A 24,085-nucleotide genomic window follows, 5' to 3' on the forward strand; every position below is an offset into this window, starting at 1 on the left:
ATGACCATGACGCCGCAGGAGGTGCAGAAGCACTTCATGGCCTATTTGGAAGCCACCGAATGCACCGTCATTGAAAAATCACCGGAGCATGTTACCGTGAAGCTGTCGCCCCAAGCCGACAAAATGCTCACCAACCGCCCTTACTACTGGAGCTTTGTGGAACGTACCGGGGCGCCGGCCGAGACTCTCTCCTTCCAGTTCGTGTTCGATCCGGAAGCCTACGACGAGCGGATGGCCAAGGCCAAGCTCGCCGAGAGCAAGGCGCAGCTGTCCGCGCCGCAGCAGGACCCGCTGCTGGCCCGCTTTTACGGCAACGCTCCCGTGCTCCCCGTGCTCGGTCCCGGCCGCATCCAGCGCGAGAACGTCAGCTACGGAAGCAGCAGGCTGGCTCAAATCTGGAACGCGGCCCGAGAGGAAGGCAAATGCGTGTATCTGTTCCAGCAGCCCGTCACGGAGCCGCGCCCACGGGCAAGGTCAACGCCGTACGAGCAGTGGCTCGGCGTCTGCTTCAAGGTAGAGTTCAGCTGTGATCTGAAGCGCGAGGAGCTCCATTATGTTGGCATCTCGCTGTCCACCCGGAAGATCGTGACAGATTTCCCGGCTGTGCTTAATGGCCGCGAGCTGACGCCCCGCCTGCCCGAAAGCGTGCACGTCCGTCCTGCGGCCGTTTCGCTGCGCGAGGCGGCGGGGCTCCTTGAGGAGCATCTGATCGTCAGCTTAAGCAAGCTGGATTATACATGGGCATCCAAGGCACGCGAACGACTGGCGGAGGAACTTGCGGTGATCGACAGTTATTACGAGGACCTGCTGAAAGAGCAGGATGAGGAAAAGAAAGCTCAAATCGAGGAACAATACCGGAACCGGAGGTCGGAAATGCAGTGGCAGTATGAGCCGAAAATCAGCTTCTCCGCCATAACCTGCGGCCTCTTTCACCTGTGTTCGCCCGTGAGCGCGTCCTCTTGACGCTCCTCTACAAAACAAGGCAAAAAAAGAACCGTTCCCTTCTGTCCTGGCGCGACACCTTGCAACAGCGTTTGCACAGCTTGTCCGATATGATAGAACCACCATATCCCCCATCGCTTAGGATGGCGGGAAGGAAAGGCGGTTGATCCATTTGTTGCATTGGCATAAAAATAACGTCCTCCATGGAGGCTCTTTCAATAACGAAAACGACAGCCGGTCCAATCGATCCCGCGCAAGGTCTGCCCTGCTGCTGGCGGCCATATGTACGGCGGCCCTCATCCATCCGCTTGCGGTCGCTGCGGCCGGCAGTGAAGCGGCGATAATCACTCCCGCTTCCGCCGATCCATCCCTCTCCCTCGCGGATGACAGCTCCATTCGGAAGTCCGCAGTCTCCGCCGCGGTTCCGCAGAGCTTGCTCCATTTCACGGAGGACACCGTGGAGCAGCTCTCGGCCCATGTGCCGTTTACAGCCTGGAGCGAGGCCGAGCTGGAATACACCCCGCTCGGACCCGGGACGCACGGCTGGCTGGTCACGGTAACCGATGAAGGTTTGCCTCAAGGTTACCTCATTATCAGCGCCTCCGAGGATGGAGGGTATGTGCTCAGTGAATATGGAATCGGCGGTACCCTCCCCTTCAGCTTGGGACCGCTGGAGCAGCGTCTAGCCGCCGAGGGGCTTACCGATCCCGAGGGATCTCTCCCGCAAGGCAGCTTGATTCGTAAACGATATACGGGAGCTCCTGTATGGGAGGTCACCCTTCCAAACCAAGATACGCTTTATATCAGCGGCTTCAATAGCGAGCTGCTCCCGAACGTCTCGCTGGCCTCCGGCACATTGGACCGCTCCGGCATCAGCAAAGGAGTTGTTGCAGCCGGATCTGCACATGGATGGTCGGCGGACGCTCCGTCCATCACGGAGCATCGTCCCGACCCGTATGATAATCTTCAATGGCTGACCTCATCCAGCCTCACGGCCCGAAGCAGCAGCGAGCTCAGAAGGCTGCTGCAAAAGCACCCTTCACTGGTGTTTAAATCGAAGGGCGATGGCAATGCCGCTTTCGGTGCCCCGTTCAGCTTGACCGGATGGCAGCGCTGGTCATCCGTCTCCGGCAGCGCTGCTGATGCTGCAGCCATCTATGTAGCGATTCCGCTCCGGAATACGGACACTACCCGGTTTCTGCCGGCACCCCGATTAGTGGGTCAAGGCAAGTTCTATGTTTATCCGGGAAAATCAAATTAAAGACATGAATGACCGAAGATATGCCGGTTTCTTATCGAACAATAATCCAGGCTACATTCAATTTCAAAAAAACAAAGACGGAAATTATAGGTGGCAGCATATAGAAGTAAACGTTAATGAAGCATTTAGCGTCTTCGCCCCAGAACCTCTCTTGTTTTTGATTGTCACTAATGAAGAAAATAAAATAGCGAAAATGCAGGTAAGCGTAAATGGACAGGAAATAGAACAAGAGTTTACGCCTTATAAGGCCAGTGTCACCTGGATGTCTCCCCCTAAGACTGGAAAAAGTCATTATTCATATAAGTATTACGATAAAGATGGAGAGCTAATTTATTATTTTAAATAAGATGTTTTCAAACATGCTTGCGGATTTAGGTAAATCAGACAAAAACAAACACCGGAAAAAGCATCCATTCCGGTGTTTGTTTCTTTGTCATGAGGGTGCCGACGTCTCATCGTGTGCTATTAACCATCCTTTGGCCTGGTCACGTCACCCTATTTGGTTTTTCGCTTACGCTTGGATGACATGTCCTCTTTCCACAGCGATACGGAGAACGGAATCATGCCGAACCATTTCGTTGTCCACGATTCCTTCACCTTGGACTGGCGGCGGATCTCCTTCGGTGTATCTATATAGGTTACGAATCGCTCCGTAATGTATTTGATCAGTTCATCTCCGCTGGCCATCTCATCATCTCCTTTGGATCTTCTTAGGGTTTATCCGCATCCCGTTATCAGTTTGCTCCGTTTCAATCGTTTCTAGACTCACAGCTTTAGGAATCGGGATGATTTTCCGCAAATTGCACATTCTAAAGAAGTCGAAATCCACGAGAAAGAAGGAGTCCATCATGGTTAAGGCAGCAGGAATATGGATGCTTCTCCTGGCATTGGCATGCCCGGATCATATGGCAGCAGCTTTCCATTCGGAGCATGTTCAGGCCGTGGGCCAGGCCGCAAGCCACAACAATCGCACACAGGCCGCCGCCCGCAGCCTGCATATAGAGATCCCAGAATCCCCTGTCTCGTCAGGCCGGGAAAACAACCAGCATCACACACGCCACCTACATCCTTTTGCCCAGGACGTCGTACTGATCGATGCGGGGCACGGCGGCATCGACGGGGGAACCTCCCATGGCGATATTTTGGAAAAGGATATCAATCTTGAAATATCGCGCAGGCTGTTTATGCTGCTCCGGCAGCAGGGATATCCTGCCGTGCTCAATCGCGACGGCGATTACGCTTTAAGCGACGACAACCGGTGGCACAGGACGTCCTCCAGGCATCGGCGCGACCTTTCGCAGCGCAAGCAGCTTAGCGAAGAGATCCCGACCAAGCTTGTAGTAAGCATCCATGTGAACTGGGGCCGAAACAGCTCGAAACGCGGCGGCATCGTGCTGCATCAATCGGAAGGGCGCAGCAAGGCTCTGGCCGATGCAATCCAACAGCAGTTGAATCAAGTATACCGAAACCGCAACCAGATCATGGTCGGCAAGCCGTACTATTTGCTGAATACGACCGACGTTCCCGCCGTCATTGTGGAGACCGGCTTCATCAGCAATTCCGAGGACCGGCAGCTGCTGACGAGCCGCAACGGGCAGATGAAGCTGGCCGAAGCAATTGCGGCAGGCATTGTCCATTATTTAACAGCCCTGTGAGTCGGCCCGGGGCCTGCCTCATGACCATGGGCCGAACACGATCCAGCAAAAATAGACCGGCGCCCGCTTAAGCGGTACGCCGGTCTGGTTCATGTCATTTCTTTATTAAATCATCCAGCCGGACGGTGTGCCCCTTGGAGACATTTCCGGAATGGTCCACGGCTGTGAAGGTGACGGTATGGTTCCGGGGATTTCTCACCTCCGGCAGGAGCGCAGTCTGAATCCCGCGCCGTACCTCAAGCGTATCGCCCACCTGCTTTTTGTTCTTGAACAGGCGGATCTGTACAAGCTTGCCGTCCATATCGTACGGCCCATCCCAGTACAGCCGGATGTGCCCGTTCTCCCGAAGGGCCCGGACGTTCTCCACCTCGCCCGGAGGCACATCGTCCGGCACAGGCGCCGGCAGAGTAGTCGGGGCCGTAAATAAGGCCGGATCGCCGAACGTAAATTTGTCCAGGTTATACAGCCAATCCGAGCCTTTGAAAATCAGGAACACGATATGTTTGCCAGTGACGGGTGTCGCAATGTTCGCCGAGAACACTTCAAAGTTATGCCAGCCGCCGGTGCCGTCGACCTTAGCGGCGGCAATCAGCGGGCCGTTCATGCTGTCGATTCGCACTTCAATCGTGCCGCCGCCCGTATCACTGGCCGCATGAACATGGAACTGTTCCGGGCTCGTATCGCCAAAGTCGACGTAGTTGTACATCGCGTAAGGCTGGTTAGGGCCGAACAGCCCCGCCAGATACGTCTGCCCTCCGCCCTGCTCTGTGCCGAACCCGTTGCCGATCGTATAATGCTCGGCTTCGAGCTTGCCGAAGGCATCCCGGCCCGTGCCTTTAACCGTCGTGAAATTGAACCAATCGAGATTGCAAGGATAATCCTGGCCGTCCGTCCCGTGAAAAACAAGATACACGTCATGAATGCCGACAGCCTGTTCCCCATCTACGAGCGCCATCAGATCGACCCAGTCGTCCCAGCCGCCCAGGGCAGGAATCCGGGCAACGCCGACGGTCGGTCCGTCCAGACTATCCAGCTTCACCTCGATCGAGCCGCCTTTATGGCCGCTGGATACGCGCATCGTTACGCCGGATGCACCGCTGCTGCCGAAGTCGATATCCCGATAGATGGCATGAGCGCCGTCCGCAATTCCCTCCAGGTAGCCGTGTTCGGCGTTAACGCTTAAGCCCGAGCCGCCATCCAGCTGACCGGCCCGCAGCTTGGCATAGGCATCGGTTTGTCTCGGATCGTTCTCGGTAAACCGAAACCAGTTCAAGTTAAACAGATATTCGTCGTTGACTTGGTTAAACACCAAATATACGTCATGCGTGCCAGTTACGGTCACAGGATTCCCCTGCTCATCCTCAAGCACGCCGACTGCATCGATAAATTGATGCCAGCCGCCGGTGCCTTCCACGCGGACCGTGCCGACCCGCGGTCCATCCAGCCCATCCAGCCGGATGTCGATATTGCCGCCGCCCGTCCCGCTGGCGGCCCGGGCAATAAACCCGATCGCGCCGTCCGTTCCGAAGTCAACGTTCTTATAGGCAGCGAAATGGCCGGAACGGATGCCGCCGAGCTGCAGCGTGCCTTCCGGGCTCCCCTCCAGCACGAACCCTTTACCGATATTGTATTTTTCCGCTTCGATTCTTGAATAGGCGTTCCTAACCGGATAACGCGGAGCAGCCTCCTGCGGCTCCACAACCGTAAGTGCTTGAACCGCGCCCGCGGACGACCAAGACTCATAGGTGCCGGAGAGCAGTTGTCCCACCCAGTTCCCGTCAACGATCCCCTCTTCGCCGCGATGACTCCAGGCCGTAGCCGTATTAAAGGCCAGCCAGGCGTCGAATTCGCGCTCAAAATCGTCATAGGCGCGGTCATCGAGATCGTCCAGCGTCTGCTGCAAATAAGCCAGGTTGCGGATCAGAATCGTTTTGCCGCCTTTCAAATCCCCGTTCGGCCCTTCATAATTGAGCAGCCGGTTGTCGTCCACCAGCCGGTCCATCGTAAACCGGGCACCCTTCACGGCATCCTCCAGATACGTCTCGTCCCCGGTTGCCCGGTACAGCCCCACCGCCGCACCGACGAATGTCCCTTGATTATAATGCGTGGAATCCGGCACCGGACCGCGCTCCAGCTCGATCCGGTCGAACACTTTGCCGTTCCCGTCCGTCAGCATCGTTTTTCCCCAGCTGAAAATGCGGGTCGCCGCCTCAAGATAATGCCGATCTCCCGTAATTTCGTACAGGAATACAGCCGCCTGGGCAGCCGGGAAATTAATGCAGGCGTTCTTCGTGTTGTGCTCGCTGTTCAGCCACCAAATGCCGCCGCCCGCAAACTCGTCGTCCCACTGCGTATCGTACACGAAGTCGAAGTAATACTTGGCCTTCTCCAAATATCTGGCTTCGCCGGTAATCTGATAAGCCCGCGCGCTGCCCATTGCCCACCACATGATGTCATCGTTAAACGGATTGTTCGTCCAGTCCTCGCCGTGCTTAGCCACCGTGCCGTCAAAGATGTCGTCGATCTGGGTTCGAAGCTCGGCCTTCAGCTTCGGGTCTGATGTGTTCAGATAGGCGTCCATCACCATCTCCCACAGCTCCGCTTCGACCCAGAAGCTCTGGTAATTGTCGCCGCGGTTCGAATTGGCCCAGAAGTACTTCGCTTGCGGGTCCCAAAACTTGGCGTTGAACGCTTTAATCGCCGCGTCCGCGTCGGCCGGTCCGAACGAGGCGGCACGGACCGGGGCGGCCCCGATAACTGATGTCAGCAGAAGGGCCATGATCAATGGCAATGCAGTCAACCTCAATAACGACCTTTTTCCCGGATTCCCTTTCACGACATTACCTCCGTTTCGATTTGCTATTTCAAAACTATCGCATTTTGATTTCCAAACCGCACAGGCTTAACACAAATTCAACGAACATGGCGTTGGACCAGGAGAACCACTCCCGCGTAAATTGCTGCGGATTATCTTTATGGAAGCCCTCGTGGACGAGCCCCGTATCGGCATCCGTCCGCTCGAACATGCCCAGAATCTCCAGCTTCTCCGCTTCCCCGGTCGCCGTGATGCCCTGAATGGACAGGGCGATGTGCCAGATGTAGTCCTTCGGCGTATGCGGACTGCCAATGCCTCTCGCATAAGTCCCTTCGTAATAATAAGGATTGCGGCGGCTGAGGATCAGCTTGCGCGTATTCACATAAACGGGATCGTCTTTGGCGCAATAATCGAGATAAGGCAGGGACAGCAGGCTGGGCACATTGGCATCGTCCATCAGATTGACCCCGCCAAGTCCGTCAACCTCATAAGCGTAGACCTGACCGAACTCCGCATCCTCAATCAAGGCATGCTCCTCGATGCCCTGCCGGATGTCCTCCCGCAGCGCACGGACCTCCTCCGCAAACGCCTCGTCCCGGTAAAACTGCTCGTTTACCTCCAGCAAATACCCCAGCACCACGACTGCAAACATGTTAGACGGCACCAGATAACCATACTCGCAGGCGTCATCGCTTGGGCGGAAGCCAGACCAGGTCATGCCGGTATAGGCGGTTTTCCCTGCCAGCGTATTCGTAGGGCCGCCACCCGGCCGTTCAAACGTATAGGGAGACATTTCCTCATGCCGCTGCTCCGTCCGCCACGTGCGCACAATCAGCTCGGCCGCCTGCTTGAACGCTGCCGTGAAATGCTTTGTCTCTCCGGTGTTTTTCCAATATAAATAGGCCAATTGAATCGGATAGCACAGCGAATCGACCTCATATTTGCGCTCCCAGATCCAGCCGGACATGTCGGTGAGATCGTCATGGTGGCCGTGGAAGTTCTCGAATTCATTAAATGCATTGGCATAGGGATCCCGCAGGATGCACTCGCACTGTCTTTTCAGCACGCCTTCGATAATCTCCCGCAGTCCCTCGTCCCCGGCTGCCGGAATCAGATACGGCCGCAGCTGATTGACGGAGTCGCGCAGCCACATGGCCGGAATATCGCCGGTCAACATGAATACGGTGCCGTCTTCATGACGGCGGATCGTCGTTTCCAGCGTATTTTCGTAACAGCGTTTAAACATGTCTACAATCTTCGGGCGATGCCCCATCGTTTGTTCAACCAGGGCGATAATCTCGGTTTGACTAAGGGGTTTGGTCATGCTCATTCTCCTCTGCTCACTTCCATTATTCTTTTACCGACCCCAATACGATGCCATGGATGAGATACCGCTGCAGAAACGGATAGATCAGCATAATCGGAATCATCGACACAAGGATTTTGGCCGAGTTCAAGGTCGTATTGGAGCACATTCATCATCCCGCCATCTCCTTTCACGGTTGATCACTCCCCGCCTCCAGCGCAGCCGCTGCCTCCAGCAGCATCAGTCCGCTAAGCTGGACGCTGAGCTGCACCGGCAGACGCGGCGGCTTATCCCAGCCAGGCCCGCACATCAGCGGCGAAGGCTGCATGCCTTCGCGCCACAGGCGCTCCGCATTGGCCGCGATGATGCCGCGGACCCGGGGAACCTCCGGGTCGAGCCGCAGCAGCTCCAGCAAATAGCGGATCAGGATGCCCTTGAACAGCCCGGTATCGTCGATCCCTTCATCGGGCAGCAGGCCGCTGTCCGGATCGGCAAGCTCGTCAAAACAAGCTTGCGCGGTCCGCCGGGCGTCCTCCAGATATTGCGCGCTGCCGGTACACTGGTACAGCTCGACCCCGGCACCGATGAACACGCCCTGGCAGTAGGTGAATTTCCAGTCCTTGTCGATCCGGCCGTCGCCCAGCCGGTTGAGGCCGTCCCAGACAAAGCCTGTCTCCGGATCGACAAGATGAGCCTTGTTCCAATCGTAAATGCGCTTAGCCCAGGACAGATCCGCTTCATCGCCGAAGCGCCGGTAGAGTCTTGCCGCCAAAATGGCGGCCGGGGCGTTGGCCGGGGTGTTTTTGTAATCGAGCTGGTCTTTCTTCCAGGCCATTCCCCCGCCGCAATGCCCGTTCCACGCGGTTTGGATATCCGCCCACAGCTCCAGTGATTTTTTCTTGTACCACGGGTCGCCCAATGCGTCATAGGCCCGCAGCAGCGCCAGCGCCGTCCATTCCATATCGTCGTAATAATTATGCTTGAACGTACCGCCGTTATAGCTTTCCAGACTGCGGCAGAACCGCCCAATCCGCTCCGGCAGTGCCGGATCGCCGCTGCGCTCATAGGCGTCCACCAGGACGTCGAGGACATGCGCCTGCCACCAGTAGTAGAAGTTGTCGCCAGGCCGGTTCTCCGAACGGGGATACCATTGATCGAGAATACCGGTCTCATCGTTCATATAGCAGGCGAACATGTCCTGATGCATCCGGGCCGCCCGCTCCGCCCAAAGGGCGGCCTGCCCGGCCGCCAAACGCCCGCTTCGCTGTGCTTCCATCCCTTTCCCTCCTCTTCCTATCCCTGCAATCCGGGCTTCAGCTCCGCTGCCGCTTCCAGCAGCATCGCGCCGCTAAGCTGCGCGCTAAGCTGTACCGTCTCGTCAGGCTCAGGCCTGCGCCCCCAATCGGTGCCAAAGAGCGGCTGCTCCTCCGCATCATCCTGCGACCGCCAGGCCGCCTCCGCCTGAGCCGCGATGAACGCCGCAACGTTCCCCGCTTCCGGCGCGGATCGGGCCAGCTCTGCCAAATAACGGATCAGGATGCCTTTGAACAGCCCGGCATCCCCGCCGCCTTCATCGGGCAGAAGACCGGTCTCCGGTGCGGTGAATTCGCTTTGCACCACACGGAACGTCCGCATGGCCGCCTCCAAATAGGCGGGCTGCGCGCTTTCCCGGTACAGCTCCACCGCAGCCCCGATGAACACGCCCTGGCAATAGGTGAATCTCCAATCCTTGTCGATCGCTCCGTCCCCGGTCCGGTTCATGCCATCCCAGACGAGTCCCGTCTCCGGATCGACGAGATTCGCTTCCTGCCATTCGTATATCCGCCGCGCCCATGCCAGATCATCCGGATTGCCAAACTCCCTATGCAGCCGCATGGCCAGAATGGCCGCGGGGGCGTTGGCCGGGGTATTTTTATAATCCAGCTGCGATTTTTGCCAGGCGATCCCGCCGCCCATCTGCTCGTTCCAGCCGGTCTTGATGTCCTCCCATAACGTCTTCACAGCTGCTTTGTACTTCGGCTCGCCGGTTGCTTGATACGCCCGCAGCCAGGCAAGCGCCATCCATTCCATATCGTCGTACAGCTCGTTGGGCCAGACGCAGCCGTTCCGCGCCAGAATACCCTCATGGAAATTCCGCAGCCGCTCAGCGTAACGCTGATCCCCGGTGCGCTCAAGTCCGTCGACCAGCACATCGACCGCATGGGCCATCCACCAATAATGAAAAATATCATTGCACTTCCCGCCCTCGCACGGCGTCTCAATGTTGTACATACGGATCGACTCGTTCCAGAACCGCTTATCGAGCGCCCGCTGAACCCGGTCCGCCCGCTCTTGCCATACCTCTGTCATCGCTGCATTCATCTTGATCTCTCCTATCTCCTAACCCTTGATTCCGCTAAATGCAATGCCCTGGATAAAATACCGCTGCAGCATCAGGAACAGAACCAGGATAGGCAAAATCGCCACCAGCGCCCCCGCCATCATCGGTCCATAATCCGTCTGATAATTGTAAGAGAACGCCTGCAATCCCATCTGAATCGTCGCCTTGGCCGGGTCGTTCAGCACGATCATCGGCCACAGGAAGCTGTTCCATCCTGCCTGAAAGGTGAAGATGCCCAGCGTAGCCAGCGCCGGCTTCGTCAGCGGCAAATAAATTCGCCAAAATATTTTGAATTCGCCGCAGCCTTCAATCCGGGCCATTTCCATCATGTCCTTCGGCAGCGTCAGGAAGAACTGGCGCATGAAGAACACCGCAAACGTCCCCGAGGCTCCCGGCAAAATAATGCCCCAAAACGAGTTCATCAGTCCGTGACCCCCGCTGCCAAACAAATCGTTACCGCCGACAAACGGAATATGCCGCAGCACGTACACGCTTGGAATCATCGTCACAATCCCTGGAACCATCATGGACACCAGCAATATCCGGAAGAACGGCTGGTTCATCTTGAAATCCAGTTTGGCAAATGCATAGCCGCTCAGCGAGCCGAAGAACAGGTTGAGCAGCACCCCGGCTGTCGCAAGCACAAAGGAATTCCAGAAATACAGGCCGAACGGGACCGTTGTAAACGCATTGTAGTAATGCTCGAACGTGATATTGGTCGTTATCCATTTGATCGGCATGCTGAACATCTCGTTGTCCGGTTTAAAGGAGGTAAGCACGCTCCAGTAAAAAGGCAAAAACATCATTACGGCAATCACGCTGCTGATCAGGTAAAAAATAAAGTTCAGCCCTCTCTTTCTCGCCGGCGCTCCCAGCCTTTCAGTACCGGGCCGGGGATGCCCGTTCGATTGGGGAACATGTTCCGCCATCATCGCTTTCGACCTCCCTTCCGCTGCTGGCTCATACGATCGGCTCCTCCGCTTTGGTCAATCTCATGCTGATGATTGAAAACACGAGGATCGCCATCGCCAGCACAAATGCCTGTGCCGAAGCATAGCCCATCTGCAATTGGTTGAAGCCCTGCTGATAGATCAGGTAGACCGGCGTCTTGGTCACGTTGGCCGGACCGCCTTGCGTCAGGACGAAGGCCTGGTCAAACAGCTGCAGTGCACCGATGATCGCCATGACGCTGACGAGAAACGTGGTCGGGCGCAGCTGCGGCCAGGTGATGTAGCGGAAGCAGGCGAACCGCGACGCGCCGTCCAGACGGGCCGACTCGTACAGATAATCGGGCACACCCTGCAGGCCGGCCAAATAAATGATCATATTCGAGCCGACCGATTGCCATAGCGTCATGACGATGATCGACAGCATGGCCGTTTCCGTCTGCGATACCCAGGCTGGTCCCGTAATGCCAAAGTACCCCAGCAGCCCGTTGATCAGGCCATATTCCGGGTGCAGCATCCAGATCCATACGGTCGCGGCAGCGACGGCCGAGGTTAGCGTTGGCAAGTAGTAAAATGTGCGAAACAGCTTGACCCCGGCTTTTCTTTTGTTAAGCAGCATCGCCAGCAGCAGGGAAATCATCAGATTCAGCGGCACAAACACCACCGCGTAATACATGACGTTCAGAAACGTCTGCCACAACAGCGTATCGCCCGCCAGCCGCCGGTAATTATCCAGCCCCACCCAATCGTGACTGCTCAGCACGTCGTAGTTGGTGAAGCTGAGATAAAGGGCCATTACGACGGGAATGACCATAAATACGGCAAACAGCAGCATCGTTGGCGTGATGAACAGATAGGCCATTCGGGCTTGATGCCGCCCCAGCTTATTGACGGATGCCATAGTTTCCTCCCCTTTCATCGGCCCGTTTTATTCCACGGACGCATTGTCCGCAAGCAGCTTGTCGCCTTGCTCCTGGGCTTTTTTCAGCGTATCGTCGAGGCTTTGCTTGTTTTGCATGAACAGCTCCAGATTCGGGATCACGGCGTTCTCCTCCATTACGGAGTAGCCCGGATGCGTCGGACGTGTCTTGGCAAACTCCAGCGTCTCCGTAAACGGCTTCCACAGCGGGTCCTCCGTGAAGAACGGATCCGCAAGCGCCGGCTTGAAGCCCGGCATATTCAGACTGGTCTTGGCCCACAGCAGTGCATTGTCCTTATTCGCCGTCCACCATTTGATGAACTCCCACGCTTCCTCCGGATGCTTGGAGCCTTGCGGGATCACCAGGCCGAAGCCGCCCATTACGCTGCCCTGATCTCCGTTCGGCCCGCTCGGCGGCGGCACGATGCCGTAATCCAGGTCCTTGCCGTATTTGTTATAGGTGCTCATCATCCAAGGTCCGGTGTACAGCATCGCCACTTTGCCGGTAACAAATGCGTCGTTGCCTTCGCCAAGCCCTTCCTCAAAGCCGATTTTGTAAACTTTGTCCTCGTTCAGCAAGCGCTGCCAAAACTCCAATACTTGCTTGCCCTGCTCGTTGTTGAAATTCGTCTTTCCGTCCTCGGTCAGCATCTGGCCGCCGGCCTGCTGCAGATACATGTTAAACAGTCCCGGATCGCCCATCGAGAAGCCCGCGACCTCCAGCTTGCTGCCATTCCATTTCGTCAGCGTCTTGGCCGCCTGCTCCAATTCGTCCCATGTTGTCGGCGGCTGTAATCCCGCGTCCGCAAACATCTTCTTGTTATAAAACAGCGCGCGTGCATCAACCGTTAACGGCAGGCCGTAGAGCTTGCCATCATGCGTGAGCTCCTTTAACGATTCCTCGTAAAAATCATCCGGGTTCAAACCATCCCTGGTCATGTACTCGTCAATGGGCCGCAGCACGTTCTTCGGGGCGTACAGCGATGTTCTCCAGCGGTCCCAGAACAGAATATCCGGCGCGCCGCCGCTCGTTGCAGCCGTCAGGAACTTGGTGACCATATCCTGCTGCAGCATGTATTTGACTTCGATTCGGTCCTGGGACTTGTTGAACGCATCCACCATCGTCTCAAACTGCTTCTGCCCCTCTCCGCCCCAATCGCCCCAAAAGGTCAATTGAACCTTACCGCCGCTCTTACCGTCGCCCCCGTTGTCGCCGCCGCTGCTGCTTCCGCCGCTTCCTCCGCAGCCGGCGAGCAGCCCTCCGAACATAACAACCGTCAGCATCATGATCAGCCACTTTCTCATACATAAACCTCCCCTTTGATTTAAGTTCATCAAGTTGATTATAAAGCGCTTTCAGTAAATATAGTATATTAACCTCATATCATTATGTCAATAAAGAAAAACGGGGTTGTCCTGATATGGAATATATAGGATGAGTATGTCATTACGTCAGCCTATATATTTTTTTTGCTAGCTTCTGCAAACGTGATGGAGTTATTTTCGATAAATCCAACCTGAAAGTCCCCTCTGAACCCTTCGGCAGGTCCATATCATGTTATGTAAATGATATAGGTTAAAGGAAAACGTAAAACGAGCGAATGTGTGACGGAGAGGTGTGTCTGTAGAAAGCTCCGAGTAAACACGATAACCACACTTAAGAATGGTTAAGGATGGTTAAAAATGCGCAGGACGGGTGGCAGTGCTTAATAGGTACGATGATAAGGGTGTGTGGGGTGGAACTATTTCTTGCTCTGTCCATAACTAACTCTTAGGGTAACGTTCCAGTCTCCATTTAAATTTCGGAAATGAAAAGGGGGACTTCACATTTCGAAGTCCCCCTTTTGGCTTCTGCTATAGGATCTGTTAACCACGTGCACGGTATGGTCGAATAACCGGCTATGCGTGTCCCCCTTATTTGCTACTTCCCCACATCGCGGGCAGGACCGGTGGATTCCCCGTGGATGAGCTGTGCAGGAAGCTTGATTTTGTTCGCGACCGTTTCCTGCTCCATGATCGCCAGCACGTTTTCTACGGCCAGCTTGCCCACCTCCTCCTCGCTTTGTCGCATATGCGTGAAGGCATACCCTTCTCCGATGCGGAATTGCGGGCTGTCAAAGCAAATAATCGAAATATCTTCCGGGATGCTAAGTCCAAGGCGGGTTACCGCTTCTTTCGCCAGGAGCGCGATATAGTATTCGATGGCAAAAATAGCCGTAATCGCCGGCTGCTCCTGCAGATGCTTCATAATTCTCCCGATATCCCGCTCGATGTTCTCGTCGTTGAACGAGTTGGGCAGCGTGGAGGTCAGATCGCAAATCCACAAGCTCCGGTCTGCGGCCACGCCGCGACCGGCATGGGCCTGGACGAAGCCCTCAATCCGATCCTCCACCGCAGACGTATCCACCGGAGGCGGGGACAATAGGGCAATATGGGTATGCCCGAGATCGAACAGATGCTCCGCCGCCTCCGTTGCCGCCTTCGTGTTGTCGGTGCTGATCGACGCCGCGGCCACTCCCTTGATCTCACGGTCGATCAGGACAAGCGGGAATCGCTCGATCACCAGCTTAAGGATCTCGGCATTAAAGAACTCCCCTTGCGCGGGAAACACGATCAGTCCGTCCACCCCAAGCTGCAGCAGCTTGCGGATCGTGTCCTCCTCGTTCTCCTGAACGCCGAATGTCCGCCGCAGCACCAGAAAGCAATCCCGTTCCCGCGCGGCATCCTCCATCCCGTAGATCAGCCGGGTGCCGTAGCTGCCGGCAAAATCGGTCAGCACAACGCCGATCAGCTTCACGGTCTGCTCCTGGCCATGCCCGTTTACTCCCCGGCTTCCGTCCTGCCGCCCGGGCGCTGCCGCCTCCTGCATGCCTGTCTCCGGATCGGCGACAAACGAGCCGCGCCCCGGCTTCCGCACAATCATCCCTTCGGCTGCCAGCAGCTCCATCGCCTTTTTGCTCGTGATCCGGCTCACATTGTACGCTTCGGCCAGCTCCTTCTCCGAAGGAATCCGGTCCCCGGGTCTATAGCTATTGGACATAATTTGGTGCTTCACATCATCGAATATCTTCTCGTACATCGGTTTGGACGAGGTCGTTTCATTCATGACAATCCTCCCGTGTTTCCTCCAAAAGAAATTGATATATGTTATAATATATCATGATATATTATCGTTGTCGAATCGTTGCGAACAGCCAGCCGTATCTCCCATGTTAGTGATAACGCGGCGACAAGGAGTCAATCTTGCAGGAACATCGTGTGAAAAAGAAAGAGGCCCGTGACTTGGCTGAACCTGTCACAGACACTCTTGTTAATCCCGTGCTGAAGCCCCCGAGCTGTGGCGCTTATGCTCACTCTGGTCGAGCCTTAACTTCATCACACTCCGCTGGCATGGTTATCAATACTACAGTACAATATAGATGTAGTATTTTTTGGAAAAGCTATAAGAATTGAAAGCATTGCTTAAGAATTGATCATGAATTAAAGGGAGAGATGTATCATGTATGCAACCGTCGAACAATTTCTGAACGATTGGAAACAGGAAGCTGATCTTACTCTGCAGGTGCTGGACAAGCTGACAGACGCCTCATTGAGCCAGGCCGTGTCAGAGGCACAGCCGCGTACGCTCGGCGAAATCGCATGGCATATCACCCAGAGCGTCAGCGTATTCTTTAATCAAATCGGGCTGGAGCAGGAGATCCCGGCAGCCGAGGGAAGCTCCGCGGCGGCCATCGCCCAAGCTTACCGCCGTACCAACGAATCGTCCATTGCGGAATTCCGCACGAAATGGGAGGGTCAGGAGGACAAGCTGCGGGAGCCTGTTAAGCTGTTTGGCTTCATCGACACCACCAATGCCGGCGTATTGGACAAAATGGTGCGTCACCAGATCCACCATCGCGGCCAGCTCACGATCCTGATGCGTCAAGCCGGACTGGCAGCGCCGGGCGTGTATGGACCGAATGAGGAAGAGACCGCAGCGATGAAAGCGGCAAGAGAGCAGGCTTAAGTTTTGTCGCTGTGGCAGGAGCAGTGCTCACTGCTTCGCTGTTTTAAACGGATTGCTATATTAACGGTGGGAGAAAAAAGGGCTGCCTGGGGGGCGGCCCTTTTTGTTGTTGCTGCAGGGGACATGGAACATTCCGGTGGGGAATAGTTAAGACATTCGGTGTATTACCACTTGCTTCTGTACTGCAATTTACTGCAAAACTGCGAATCACACAAAAGATAACCAACAGCTTTATGTAAAAGCTATTAGTTGGATATTGGAATAATAAGCGCAGGATTGCCGCTGTTACAAATTGCAGTTGTTCCTTCGGCGGGAGTGCAATCGTCCTAACGGAGCTCAATCCTCAAGCGCTTGAATCTTCTTTCGCTCGGTTTCCAATTCGTATACTTTACTGCTCCCGTCTCCATAATGAAGTGTAAATTCAAGGACTGCCGAGATCTCATATATCCCCGGATTTTTAAACCGATAAGAATGCTTCTCTACTATTACCTCTTTCATATCTATAGTCCGTACAATTCCGATATCCGTTCTGGCAACCGTATTTATAGCCTTGCCCGTGCTGTCCCGAATAATATAGTAAAACACTGGATCTCCAGTAGTAATTTCAAGCATTTCATCCGCTGTATTTTTAATTTCCGCATTCATCGTAAAAGACTCGTTAACCCCCACTTGCTCCGGAACAATAACATCAACCGCAACTGGATACTGCTCTGCTTCTGACGTAGATGAAGGAATGGTCTCTGCTTTATCAGCCAGGGATCGTTCGGATTCAACAGACTGACAACCGAGTATAAACAACAGGAAGATCATAGCGAACTTTTTCAAGATTAAACACCTCCTAATCACACTGACGTAATAAGAGGTGCTTTTGTTTTCAATTGGAATATAAAAAACAGATATTTGTTATAGTTTGGGTAATCCCCTTCGAAGAAGCTGACAAAGAGCCTGCCTGGAAGGCAGACTCTTGGATCAGATTTATGGATTCTGAGATTTACTCGATATGATGCTCTCCGCAATCGATACGAGCGCTTCTTTCGTCAGAGGACTTGTCTTATAGGTAGAAATCTCGTATTCCAGCCCTTTTTCCGGGTCCTCCCATGTTAACTTCGTGGAATAAAGAGCGTTCGAGTTCGTAGCGTATAGAGCATCGACCCCTTCTATGCTCAGCCTTTCAAACTTCTCGCCTTTCCCGGGCACCCGTGTAATTTCGGTAACGAACGGGTATATCTTTTTGGCGCTGATGCGGATGATATCTGAATCTCTCGAGAAGAGGAGAGCCGCTCCCCCTGCTTCGCTCCATTTTACTTTTTTCGCGTAATATTTCTTTCCTTTCGCTTCGGCCTTGAGTTCCTTTAGCATATCTTGATACGGTTCGCTATAAGAATCGTAGTATGGAGGGACGATATCGCCGGATTGAAAAGCATACCCTTCCGGAAGCCATTCCGGCTGCTTTAACGCCGGGGCTTTGTATTTAGACACCAGCTTCGAATAATCATCGTAATCCGTGCTGGTTATGGAGTAAAAGCTAAATGAAAGCGTATTGTCAGTCCCATCATACATAACGGTTAACTCGCCCGGCTTCTTCGCTTTGGAGTGTATGGCAAATGCTTCTTTTTTTTGCAGCTCGAGACGCTCCTTACTCGAAGCGGTCTGGGCTTTGGACGCTTTCTGCGGTGCGGCGGCGGCACCCGCCGTATAACCGCTTGCCGAGCTCAGCGCCAGCAGGAAACCTGCAGCGACAATAATCGTTTTTTTCGTAAGATTCACGGGTAAATCTCCTTTCGGCCAAAACAGGCACATGGTTTTATTTCCTTCGGGTTATTTGCAAAACCCTTACTTGTATAACACCTGTACCGCCTGAAAAGGGACACTTTGGAATGATATTATTGCACCATGCTTGCTGCGATCCGGATGAAATCGGACTTGGACAGAGTGCTGCCCTGATTATCGAAAACGCTATAAAAGACCTCACCCTCCTCATCAAGCCATTCCAGCTTATGTTTATAGTAAACTTCGTCAACCGATGCAGCTGCCGATGCCTCCATATAAACCATCTCATGCCCGCCTGCCGTCAGCTTCTCAACGGACACGCCCTTGGGATTCCTGGTTACTACCGAGGAGGGTTGTTTTTTCCGTACGAAGGCGGTTATATGGATCGTATCCTCCCCGTTGGTATAGCTGACATTCGCACTGCCCGCTTTATTCCAAGACAACTTCTTGATGAACAATTTGGTGCCGTTGGAGGAGGATTCCGCCATCCGGATAAATTCCGGCTCCAGCTTCTTCAGATGATCCAGATCGGCCTCCCCTTCCGTAATACTAGGAAATAACTTACCTGCTGCAAAGGTGTAACCTTTTGGCAAATATCTGGGCTCAGGAAGCAGCGGCCCAGCCGTGTTTTCAAGCTGCTTCTTCAATTCCGCATAAGTTTTGTACACAATCGGTTGGTATACGGTCTGAACCCTATTGCCTGTATCGTAAGCATTCAGTGTTTCGTCATGGACATAATAAGCCGCCAGTTCTCCCGGTTTGAGCTGCTTCAGGACATCCTCTTTGTATGCGGACCGCATCTTCATATACGTCTTGGCATGCGGCGTATACTTATCTTCTCGAATTTCCTTCGTTTGAACGACCACTTCCCCTTTGGAGTTCAAAATTTGCACATACCGGGAAGCCGCGTAGCCGGTTAAGGAGGTCAGCACAAGAACGAGACAGGTGATTGTAACAACAGCTCCAGTCCGGTGCCGAGCCTTGTTTTTGCCGCTGCGCCGCTCATGAATCTCCCGAACCCGGTCCATCACGTTTAGGCGTACATCAATGGGTTCCGGCTCCCCCCGAACGAGAAGTCCCTTGATCGTTTCATCTTGAAGTGTAGCTTTGGCCTTGCGCATAACCTGCTCCTCCCTTCTGCTCCATCAGCTTCAACCGGCCGTATTTTTTCTTGACCGCTCCCTCACTCTTCCCCGAAATTTCTCCTATCTCGGCAAAAGACTTCTCTTCAAGCGCCCGTAAGATCAGCAAGCTGCGCTCCTCCGCATTTAACGAGGTGATGGCGGAAGCCAGCGGTTCCCCGAATAAGCGTCCGGTTATCGTTTGCTCTGCGCTTTCGGTTATTGTATCCTGCCGGAACCAACGCTGGAACTTGCGCTGAACGCTACGCTTACGAAGTAAATTCAGACAATGGTAATATGCGATTCTGTATAACCAGGATGAAAAGCTGCCTGTCGGCTCATACCCTTCTATTTTTTCAAACGCTTTGATCAAAATGTCCTGCACTGCATCCTCCGCCTCCTGCCGGTTCCCCAACATCCGGGTGCAGTAGCGGTACAGCGGAGCCTGGAATGCTTCCACGATATGTACATACTTCTGAATTTCGCCCGCTTGGACTTCCATTACGCATTTTTCCGCAGACTCCATGAAGCCGCCTCCTTCCTACTATAAAACACTTCAGCGGCAGCAAAAGGGACACTTATTCCCGCTTTCGTTATTTCATGAACGATGCTTCCAATAGACGCCCCATAGGGAAGCCATGCGGACAAACGCGATGACCGCTTAACCGCGCAAAAAAAGAGACGACCCTCCTAATGCATGGCCGCCTCTTCTTCATCCTTTGATGTAACTATGCTTTGGCCCAAAACCGAAATCCTTCTTCTTCCAATTTAGTTCGGAATATGGATTTCGTCAACAAATTAGCTATCTTCGTTGATTCCCATCTCAGAATTAGCTAATATTTCATTAAATTAGCTAATTCGAGGTGAAATGTATGCGAGTGCCTTCCACCGATATGCAAAACCATTTCGGAAAATATCTAAAGTTTGCCGAGGCGGGCGAGGAAATCATCGTGACGAAGAACGGCAGAGATGTTGCCAAATTAACAACCTATACCGACGCAAATGAACTTGTACTAAGGGAGGGAGCTGCGAGGTATACGGCTGACAACGACAGAGTCACCTACGAGGAATTTCTGGAGCTGACCGAAAGCTCGGAACAGCGCTACGAGCTGATCGACGGGATCGTCTATAACCTGGCCTCCCCTTCATACAAACACCAACACGCGGTCACTGAACTGCACGGCAGCTTTTACAACTGGTTTAAAGGAAAACCCTGCACTCCCCTGACTTCTCCATTCGATATTACGTTAGAGAAGGAGAAGACAAACATCTGTGTCGTGCAGCCGGATCTGGTCGTCATTTGCGACAAAGATCGGATCGATGAGAGGGGAAAATATATGGGCACGCCTGATCTCGTCATCGAGGTGCTATCCCCGTCCACGCGAAGCAAGGACATGATCCCGAAGCTTGATCTCTATCGGCAATGCGGCTTGAAGGAGTATTGGATCGTCGATCCGATGAAAGCTCTAGTCACGGTGTATTCCTTGTTAGACGGGGAGATTGCGGATGTGAGCTATTACGCGGGGGCCCATGATCCTTTTGTGGAATCCGCACTTTACCCGGGCTTACAGGTTTCAACGCAAGATTTATTTGCTTGAGCTTTGCATATAAAAAAAGCAGGGGCCCCTTCGGCCACCTGCTTCCTAGCTTATGAAACCGCCGCTACACTGCGATAAAAGATTGGTGCTGAGGCTGGTAAGCGAAAACGCCGGTTATTGCCGCCATATTCGCAGATCTGTACAAAAGGGACCAGCTTTCCCTTAAGATCAGTTAACTGCTCGGTTAACTACCTTCCGGAATCAGGCATACCTGCTGCTGTTTACTTGGATAAATCTTGCATGAGGGCGTTTTGGTCTTTCGGCTGCGCTTCAAACCATTTCAGGAAAGCTTCGGCAACCACCGCACCCGCAAGCCCGTTCGGATGCGGATCATCGGAAGAGCTCATATACTTCGGCTCGATCTGATGCTCCTCCGGAGCCGGGCAGGACAGGATCTCCGCGATATCGAACACGGCGTCCACGCCTTCCGGAGGACGGGTGCGAATCACTTCATTGACGGTACGCCATACCTCTTCCCTGTCTCCGGTAAAATTGAAACGGAGGTACAGTGAAGAGGATAATCCGCGGTTTCGTCCCGTCCTCCCTCTGCTTTAAGCGTCTTACAATCGCGGACAAGTCATCCAGCAGTTCCCGGGAGCTTCTCGCTCCGATATCGATATCGTTGACGCCGAGCGCGATCGCAACAACGTCCCCTTTCGCTGCCTTCGCGAGCCACGGGCCATCTGCCGAAGCGTCATAAGCTCTCGCCCAGCCGGAACCCAGATTCCATACGCTGTAGTCCGGCGATAGGCCATCCGCAATTCGGGCTACCCAGTAATCGTAGCCGTCTTTAGCCGTTCTTACGCCTTGGGTAATGGAATCGCCCAGGAAGATCATCCGCTGCTTGACCGGTCGGGCGTATCCTATAAATGCTGGCATGACCAAACGGTTCTCTGCCGGCATGAACGCTGTTCCAAGCTCGTCATCCGTCAGGTTTCCCTCAGCCTCATAAGCTGATACGAGCAGCCCCTCCGTATTGTACGGCACCGATTTCCCCGGGGAGAGCGTCCTAATCGTCCACGTGAACGCCAGATCATGTCCATCGGGCAGTTCGAGCTGTACCGGATCGCTCCAGAACGTCTCGCCGGGAGCCACCTCCTTACCGGACTTCCCGTCAAAAGTAATTTGTACGCTGGTTCCAGGTACAACCTGTCCATCTCGGCCCATGCCGCCATCGGCAGCATAAGCCGCTTCAATGCGCCACGCTCCCCCAGGCATGCTCCCTTTTGCGACCGAACCAACATCCCAAGTAGAATCGACCGAGTTGCTATGCCAAAATCTCAGCTCCAGCTGCCCGGACTCTCTCGGTTTCATATAGGTTCGATATGTACGTGTACTTCCATCCCCTTGCTCCATAATAAAATTGGTTGCCGTTGATACTACCGTTAATGATGCATATCTTCCTCTCACAATGTCTCACCCTCAGCTCTATGATCTTGGGAATCTGCGGGAATCGTTTGCAGTTCCGCTTCTTGCTTAATCTATCGTCGGCCTCGTTCCCCACCGGCATCGACTGCTGATAATCGGCCGATGCTCATGGCCGCCAGTTGTCCTGTTATCCGGCCTAATGCTCATTGTAGATCAATCCGGTGGAATTGTGTTCATTTTTTTACGCATCATGATGCTAACAGCTTGCCCGGCGCCTCCTGGAACCCAGCAACCAGTTTAAGGCTTTTTTGGGAAGCACACAAAAAAGCTCTTGAACTCCCACAAGGGAAATTCAAGAGCTTCTTCATGGTAAATAAGGTATGCGGTCGAGAGGACTCGAACCTCCACGGGGGTTAGCCCACACGGACCTGAACCGTGCGCGTCTGCCAATTCCGCCACGACCGCGTATCATGTTCTTCGCTATTCGGAGACAAGCTCTTATCAGCGGCGACAAGATATATAATATCACGGTAATAATAGGGAGTCAACACTTTTTTTAAAACTTGATTAAACCATGGATGTTCGGTTAAAATAAGAACATAAGTTCGTATAATATATCCAATTTCTATATAAAGGCGGTGAAGTTAATGGCCATACCGGCTGTTACCTCAGAGGAGCGGGCGTTGATTAAGAGCTACCTGCTTCTGATGTTCATTCATAAGGTGTTTGAGCGGGATTGCCGAATCATTCAGGAGAGCGGTGTCTTCAAGACCCCGCAATTGTATGTGGAGGTGGTCGGCAACGGAGCGAAGCGGGCGGCCGTGCTTCTCCGTGAAGTGAAGCAGGAATTCGCGAAGCGGGCGATCAAGGTGTTCGACATCGGTCAGGGCAAGGAAGGAATCGAGGCGCGCTATGCGTGCAGGGGCTACATTGGATCGATCAACATTCTATGGCCCTCCTTTCGCGAGGAGATGATGGACCGCATGCGGGCCTACCTCAATCTGCCCACCTCGGAGGCGGAAGAAGGCGTCCTAACTCCCGCTGAGGCCGCCCCAGTCCGCTGAGCGGATTACCACTGGACTACACGGATGACCTTGCTTGATCTTAATGAATCGGGTCCCATCGGTGTCCACAACATAACAACAACCGTCTGCCCCGAAATCCATTCGGAACAGACGGTTGTTTCCTTAGAGGCTATTGCAGATGGTGCTGTACCCGGGTCAGACCCTGCGACAGGGCATGTCCTGCGCTTGCAGCCGAAGCGACCGCTACGGCCTCCATAATTTCAGCCTCCGTAGCCCCCTTCGAGCGAGCTTCCTCCATATGATAGAACGTGCACAGCTCATTGTTCGCGAACAAACCGATGCCAAGAGCAATCAGCTGCTTCGTCTTCTCGTCCAGCTCTCCCTCACGGAAGCACACGCCCGTGAAATGATGATAAGCCTCTGCCATCTCCGGCATGCTCTGCTTCAGATTGAGAATTTCATTCTTGTAAGCTGTTACTTTGTCATTGATCATGTCCAAGCGTCTAATCACACCTTTTCTGAATAATCATGCGTCCAGCTTAAGATGTCCGACGTTCGGCTGATCTATGCCTTATGCCCTGCCTATTGCCTGCTTATCATCTGCTTATCCTCTGCCCTATGGTTCAATCGGGCTTACCCGCGGCTCGCTCTTGAGCTGGTAGCTGTAATTCCGGTCCAGCTTCACAACGCGCCGATTTCTCCGGCGGATAATGACATGCTGGGGATCCCATGCCACGACGAAGCCGATAATATCATTGCTCTCGAGGCCGTCCCGGACAACCCGAACAAGGTCGCCGGACAAGCGAAGCTCGTCCAGCCGTTCATCGCTAATCATAGTCGATCATTCCCTCCCTTAGAATAGGATGCGCATTTCCTGCAATCAGAACCACCCGTCAAACGGGTGGTTTGCTCTTGGGGTATAACCCCTTGTTGCCAAACTGCGCCTAAAGACGCTAGCCTGACAATAAAATT

Annotated in this window: 24 protein-coding genes, 1 tRNA gene and 1 pseudogene; 7 read left to right on the top strand and 19 right to left on the bottom strand. The window is 53.9% G+C overall.

From position 1 onward, the window contains the following. The 3 genes from J2Z18_RS12800 (at nucleotide 1) to J2Z18_RS12810 (ending at nucleotide 2,549) form a co-directional block, all read left to right on the top strand. Nucleotides 1-963, top strand: a complete 963-nt coding sequence (locus J2Z18_RS12800; protein ID WP_210094793.1) for a YqhG family protein — start codon at nucleotides 1-3, stop codon at nucleotides 961-963. A gap of 142 nt (nucleotides 964-1,105) precedes the next feature. Next, nucleotides 1,106-2,203: a hypothetical protein gene (locus J2Z18_RS12805; protein WP_244869164.1), complete on the top strand. Its 1,098-nt coding sequence runs from the start codon at nucleotides 1,106-1,108 to the stop codon at nucleotides 2,201-2,203. A 4-nt stretch (nucleotides 2,204-2,207) separates the two neighbouring features. Further along, nucleotides 2,208-2,549, top strand: a complete 342-nt coding sequence (locus J2Z18_RS12810; protein ID WP_210094794.1) for a hypothetical protein — start codon at nucleotides 2,208-2,210, stop codon at nucleotides 2,547-2,549. 149 nt (nucleotides 2,550-2,698) lie between these two features. Here the strand turns inward: J2Z18_RS12810 and J2Z18_RS12815 are convergent, their stop codons facing one another. Next, complete coding sequence (locus J2Z18_RS12815; RefSeq protein WP_210094795.1) at nucleotides 2,699-2,890, bottom strand: YqzE family protein; 192 nt, start codon at nucleotides 2,888-2,890, stop codon at nucleotides 2,699-2,701. A 161-nt stretch (nucleotides 2,891-3,051) separates the two neighbouring features. Between J2Z18_RS12815 and J2Z18_RS12820 the strand changes: the two genes are divergently transcribed. After that, entirely contained in the window at nucleotides 3,052-3,858 is an 807-nt protein-coding gene (locus J2Z18_RS12820; protein ID WP_210094796.1) for an N-acetylmuramoyl-L-alanine amidase, read from the top strand. A 94-nt stretch (nucleotides 3,859-3,952) separates the two neighbouring features. Here J2Z18_RS12820 and J2Z18_RS12825 read toward each other — a convergent pair whose 3' ends face one another. From J2Z18_RS12825 to J2Z18_RS12865, 9 genes and pseudogenes are all read right to left on the bottom strand, one after another. Beyond that, a complete protein-coding gene (locus tag J2Z18_RS12825) occupies nucleotides 3,953-6,694 on the bottom strand; it encodes a carbohydrate-binding protein (protein WP_210094797.1) in 2,742 nt (913 codons plus the stop codon). A 34-nt stretch (nucleotides 6,695-6,728) separates the two neighbouring features. Further along, nucleotides 6,729-7,997, bottom strand: a complete 1,269-nt coding sequence (locus J2Z18_RS12830) for a glycoside hydrolase family 125 protein (RefSeq protein ID WP_210094798.1) — start codon at nucleotides 7,995-7,997, stop codon at nucleotides 6,729-6,731. Nucleotides 7,998-8,022: 25 nt separating this feature from the next. After that, nucleotides 8,023-8,142: pseudogene (locus J2Z18_RS12835) on the bottom strand (carbohydrate ABC transporter permease); the annotation flags it as partial. A 27-nt stretch (nucleotides 8,143-8,169) separates the two neighbouring features. Next, entirely contained in the window at nucleotides 8,170-9,255 is a 1,086-nt protein-coding gene (locus J2Z18_RS12840) for a glycoside hydrolase family 76 protein (RefSeq protein ID WP_210094799.1), read from the bottom strand. Between the two features lie 17 nt (nucleotides 9,256-9,272). Next, on the bottom strand, nucleotides 9,273-10,340 hold the full coding sequence (locus J2Z18_RS12845) for a glycoside hydrolase family 76 protein (protein ID WP_007127748.1): 1,068 nt from the start codon (nucleotides 10,338-10,340) through the stop codon (nucleotides 9,273-9,275). Nucleotides 10,341-10,358: 18 nt separating this feature from the next. Next, nucleotides 10,359-11,291, bottom strand: coding sequence for a carbohydrate ABC transporter permease (locus J2Z18_RS12850; RefSeq protein WP_007127747.1), 933 nt, complete (start codon nucleotides 11,289-11,291; stop codon nucleotides 10,359-10,361). Nucleotides 11,292-11,319: 28 nt separating this feature from the next. Next, nucleotides 11,320-12,207: a carbohydrate ABC transporter permease gene (locus tag J2Z18_RS12855; RefSeq protein ID WP_007127746.1), complete on the bottom strand. Its 888-nt coding sequence runs from the start codon at nucleotides 12,205-12,207 to the stop codon at nucleotides 11,320-11,322. 27 nt (nucleotides 12,208-12,234) lie between these two features. Further along, complete coding sequence (locus J2Z18_RS12860; protein WP_007127745.1) at nucleotides 12,235-13,530, bottom strand: ABC transporter substrate-binding protein; 1,296 nt, start codon at nucleotides 13,528-13,530, stop codon at nucleotides 12,235-12,237. A 616-nt stretch (nucleotides 13,531-14,146) separates the two neighbouring features. Next, the gene (locus tag J2Z18_RS12865) at nucleotides 14,147-15,331 is read right to left on the bottom strand and encodes a GntR family transcriptional regulator (protein WP_007127744.1); all 1,185 of its coding nucleotides are present in this window, start codon (nucleotides 15,329-15,331) and stop codon (nucleotides 14,147-14,149) included. A 393-nt stretch (nucleotides 15,332-15,724) separates the two neighbouring features. Here J2Z18_RS12865 and J2Z18_RS12870 point away from each other — a divergent pair, with 393 nt between their 5' ends. Beyond that, nucleotides 15,725-16,231: a DinB family protein gene (locus J2Z18_RS12870; RefSeq protein WP_007127743.1), complete on the top strand. Its 507-nt coding sequence runs from the start codon at nucleotides 15,725-15,727 to the stop codon at nucleotides 16,229-16,231. Between the two features lie 336 nt (nucleotides 16,232-16,567). On the opposite strand, the gene J2Z18_RS12875 is transcribed toward J2Z18_RS12870, so the two are convergent. From J2Z18_RS12875 to J2Z18_RS12890, 4 genes are all read right to left on the bottom strand, one after another. Further along, nucleotides 16,568-17,056, bottom strand: a complete 489-nt coding sequence (locus tag J2Z18_RS12875; protein ID WP_007127742.1) for a hypothetical protein — start codon at nucleotides 17,054-17,056, stop codon at nucleotides 16,568-16,570. 150 nt (nucleotides 17,057-17,206) lie between these two features. Next, nucleotides 17,207-17,998: a hypothetical protein gene (locus tag J2Z18_RS12880; RefSeq protein ID WP_210094800.1), complete on the bottom strand. Its 792-nt coding sequence runs from the start codon at nucleotides 17,996-17,998 to the stop codon at nucleotides 17,207-17,209. Between the two features lie 116 nt (nucleotides 17,999-18,114). Beyond that, nucleotides 18,115-19,122, bottom strand: a complete 1,008-nt coding sequence (locus J2Z18_RS12885) for a DUF4367 domain-containing protein (protein WP_210094801.1) — start codon at nucleotides 19,120-19,122, stop codon at nucleotides 18,115-18,117. After that, complete coding sequence (locus J2Z18_RS12890; protein ID WP_210094802.1) at nucleotides 19,091-19,648, bottom strand: RNA polymerase sigma factor; 558 nt, start codon at nucleotides 19,646-19,648, stop codon at nucleotides 19,091-19,093. Before J2Z18_RS12890 ends, J2Z18_RS12885 begins: the two co-directional genes overlap by 32 nt. A gap of 346 nt (nucleotides 19,649-19,994) precedes the next feature. Here J2Z18_RS12890 and J2Z18_RS12895 point away from each other — a divergent pair, with 346 nt between their 5' ends. Next, complete coding sequence (locus J2Z18_RS12895) at nucleotides 19,995-20,720, top strand: type II toxin-antitoxin system prevent-host-death family antitoxin (protein ID WP_210094803.1); 726 nt, start codon at nucleotides 19,995-19,997, stop codon at nucleotides 20,718-20,720. A 221-nt stretch (nucleotides 20,721-20,941) separates the two neighbouring features. Here the strand turns inward: J2Z18_RS12895 and J2Z18_RS30445 are convergent, their stop codons facing one another. From J2Z18_RS30445 to J2Z18_RS12905, 3 genes are all read right to left on the bottom strand, one after another. Continuing rightward, the gene (locus tag J2Z18_RS30445; protein ID WP_245255961.1) at nucleotides 20,942-21,169 is read right to left on the bottom strand and encodes a hypothetical protein; all 228 of its coding nucleotides are present in this window, start codon (nucleotides 21,167-21,169) and stop codon (nucleotides 20,942-20,944) included. A 1-nt stretch (nucleotide 21,170) separates the two neighbouring features. Continuing rightward, nucleotides 21,171-22,130, bottom strand: coding sequence for an SGNH/GDSL hydrolase family protein (locus J2Z18_RS30895; protein ID WP_276824952.1), 960 nt, complete (start codon nucleotides 22,128-22,130; stop codon nucleotides 21,171-21,173). Nucleotides 22,131-22,469: 339 nt separating this feature from the next. Continuing rightward, nucleotides 22,470-22,553: transfer RNA gene (locus tag J2Z18_RS12905), tRNA-Leu, on the bottom strand. Nucleotides 22,554-22,735: 182 nt separating this feature from the next. Here J2Z18_RS12905 and J2Z18_RS12910 point away from each other — a divergent pair. Beyond that, nucleotides 22,736-23,152, top strand: coding sequence for a YhjD family protein (locus J2Z18_RS12910; RefSeq protein ID WP_028405202.1), 417 nt, complete (start codon nucleotides 22,736-22,738; stop codon nucleotides 23,150-23,152). A gap of 130 nt (nucleotides 23,153-23,282) precedes the next feature. Here the strand turns inward: J2Z18_RS12910 and J2Z18_RS12915 are convergent, their stop codons facing one another. Beyond that, nucleotides 23,283-23,606, bottom strand: a complete 324-nt coding sequence (locus tag J2Z18_RS12915; RefSeq protein ID WP_007127735.1) for a carboxymuconolactone decarboxylase family protein — start codon at nucleotides 23,604-23,606, stop codon at nucleotides 23,283-23,285. Between the two features lie 123 nt (nucleotides 23,607-23,729). Continuing rightward, on the bottom strand, nucleotides 23,730-23,948 hold the full coding sequence (locus J2Z18_RS12920) for a hypothetical protein (RefSeq protein WP_007127734.1): 219 nt from the start codon (nucleotides 23,946-23,948) through the stop codon (nucleotides 23,730-23,732). Between the last annotated feature and the right edge of the window lie 137 nt (nucleotides 23,949-24,085).

It is taken from the genome of Paenibacillus lactis (assembly GCF_017873605.1).
GTDB classification, from domain to species: Bacteria; Bacillota; Bacilli; order Paenibacillales; family Paenibacillaceae; genus Paenibacillus_AQ; species Paenibacillus_AQ lactis.

Excerpts from the sequence above, each read along its gene's own strand:
- J2Z18_RS12800 (WP_210094793.1), top strand. The coding sequence starts at position 1 with ATGACCATGACGCCGCAGGAGGTGCAGAAGCACTTCATGGCCTATTTG.
- J2Z18_RS12810 (WP_210094794.1), top strand. The coding sequence starts at position 2,208 with ATGAATGACCGAAGATATGCCGGTTTCTTATCGAACAATAATCCAGGC.
- J2Z18_RS12815 (WP_210094795.1), bottom strand. The coding sequence starts at position 2,890 with ATGGCCAGCGGAGATGAACTGATCAAATACATTACGGAGCGATTCGTA.
- J2Z18_RS12820 (WP_210094796.1), top strand. The coding sequence starts at position 3,052 with ATGGTTAAGGCAGCAGGAATATGGATGCTTCTCCTGGCATTGGCATGC.
- J2Z18_RS12830 (WP_210094798.1), bottom strand. The coding sequence starts at position 7,997 with ATGACCAAACCCCTTAGTCAAACCGAGATTATCGCCCTGGTTGAACAA.
- J2Z18_RS12840 (WP_210094799.1), bottom strand. The coding sequence starts at position 9,255 with ATGGAAGCACAGCGAAGCGGGCGTTTGGCGGCCGGGCAGGCCGCCCTT.
- J2Z18_RS12845 (WP_007127748.1), bottom strand. The coding sequence starts at position 10,340 with ATGAATGCAGCGATGACAGAGGTATGGCAAGAGCGGGCGGACCGGGTT.
- J2Z18_RS12850 (WP_007127747.1), bottom strand. The coding sequence starts at position 11,291 with ATGATGGCGGAACATGTTCCCCAATCGAACGGGCATCCCCGGCCCGGT.
- J2Z18_RS12855 (WP_007127746.1), bottom strand. The coding sequence starts at position 12,207 with ATGGCATCCGTCAATAAGCTGGGGCGGCATCAAGCCCGAATGGCCTAT.
- J2Z18_RS12860 (WP_007127745.1), bottom strand. The coding sequence starts at position 13,530 with ATGAGAAAGTGGCTGATCATGATGCTGACGGTTGTTATGTTCGGAGGG.
- J2Z18_RS12865 (WP_007127744.1), bottom strand. The coding sequence starts at position 15,331 with ATGAATGAAACGACCTCGTCCAAACCGATGTACGAGAAGATATTCGAT.
- J2Z18_RS12870 (WP_007127743.1), top strand. The coding sequence starts at position 15,725 with ATGTATGCAACCGTCGAACAATTTCTGAACGATTGGAAACAGGAAGCT.
- J2Z18_RS12885 (WP_210094801.1), bottom strand. The coding sequence starts at position 19,122 with ATGCGCAAGGCCAAAGCTACACTTCAAGATGAAACGATCAAGGGACTT.
- J2Z18_RS12890 (WP_210094802.1), bottom strand. The coding sequence starts at position 19,648 with ATGGAGTCTGCGGAAAAATGCGTAATGGAAGTCCAAGCGGGCGAAATT.
- J2Z18_RS12895 (WP_210094803.1), top strand. The coding sequence starts at position 19,995 with ATGCGAGTGCCTTCCACCGATATGCAAAACCATTTCGGAAAATATCTA.
- J2Z18_RS12910 (WP_028405202.1), top strand. The coding sequence starts at position 22,736 with ATGGCCATACCGGCTGTTACCTCAGAGGAGCGGGCGTTGATTAAGAGC.
- J2Z18_RS12915 (WP_007127735.1), bottom strand. The coding sequence starts at position 23,606 with ATGATCAATGACAAAGTAACAGCTTACAAGAATGAAATTCTCAATCTG.
- J2Z18_RS12920 (WP_007127734.1), bottom strand. The coding sequence starts at position 23,948 with ATGATTAGCGATGAACGGCTGGACGAGCTTCGCTTGTCCGGCGACCTT.